The 673-nt window shown below is 55.7% G+C and carries 1 protein-coding gene; it reads left to right on the plus strand.

Going from position 1 to position 673, the window contains the following annotated elements; genetic code table 11:
- Window positions 1-463: 463 nt before the first annotated feature.
- On the plus strand, window positions 464-673 hold a 210-nt coding region (locus tag ABD301_RS30355), incomplete at its 3' end, for a hypothetical protein (RefSeq protein WP_344313722.1).

The raw sequence follows: 673 nt of genomic DNA on the forward strand, positions 1-673 counted from the left end.
GCCCACAACTCATCTGAAATAGCGCCCGTCCGCAGCATCCATTCATGATCACCTACCCGGCCGCGCCGAATAAGCAGACACGCCCTAAACAGGTCATCAACGACTCAAGGGTCCGATAGACCTGGTCCACGACCCATTGGCTGGACCGCTTATGCGGACACTCCCTGGAAAATCTACGCCTTCTACCGCCGCTTACGTGACCGTTAGGTGTTGACCAACTGATTGAGACGTTACAGCGAGGCATCCAAGACCGGAATTCACATTTGTCATGGGCTTCACTGGTGCTGCAGTCGCTACTGCCTTTGGCGTGAAAACCGCTGAACATTGGTGACAATTGTCAATTGCGGGCGACTGTTGGTCTCGTCGTACGATCACCTCTGCCCTGTCCGTTGGGCTATGTCGGACTTTGACTGTGCTTGGAGAATGTCTTATGAAAATCCTCACGAGGATCTCGAAGGTCAGGGTGACCGCAGCTGTGTTGGTTGCCGCGCTGCTCTCGATCACACCCAGCCCCAGTAGCGCGTCCACAGCGTCGCCAGCCATCCAGAACACCGCGTGCGACGATAGTAACTCCTTCCAGTACTTCACTTTCTACGTCGACAGATATCCCGTCTGTTACACCGACAGCGGGACCATGACCATGCATCTGGCCCCTGTCGGACTGTGGTACGCG

This window comes from Fodinicola feengrottensis (assembly GCF_039530045.1).
GTDB classification, from domain to species: Bacteria; Actinomycetota; Actinomycetes; order Mycobacteriales; family HKI-0501; genus Fodinicola; species Fodinicola feengrottensis.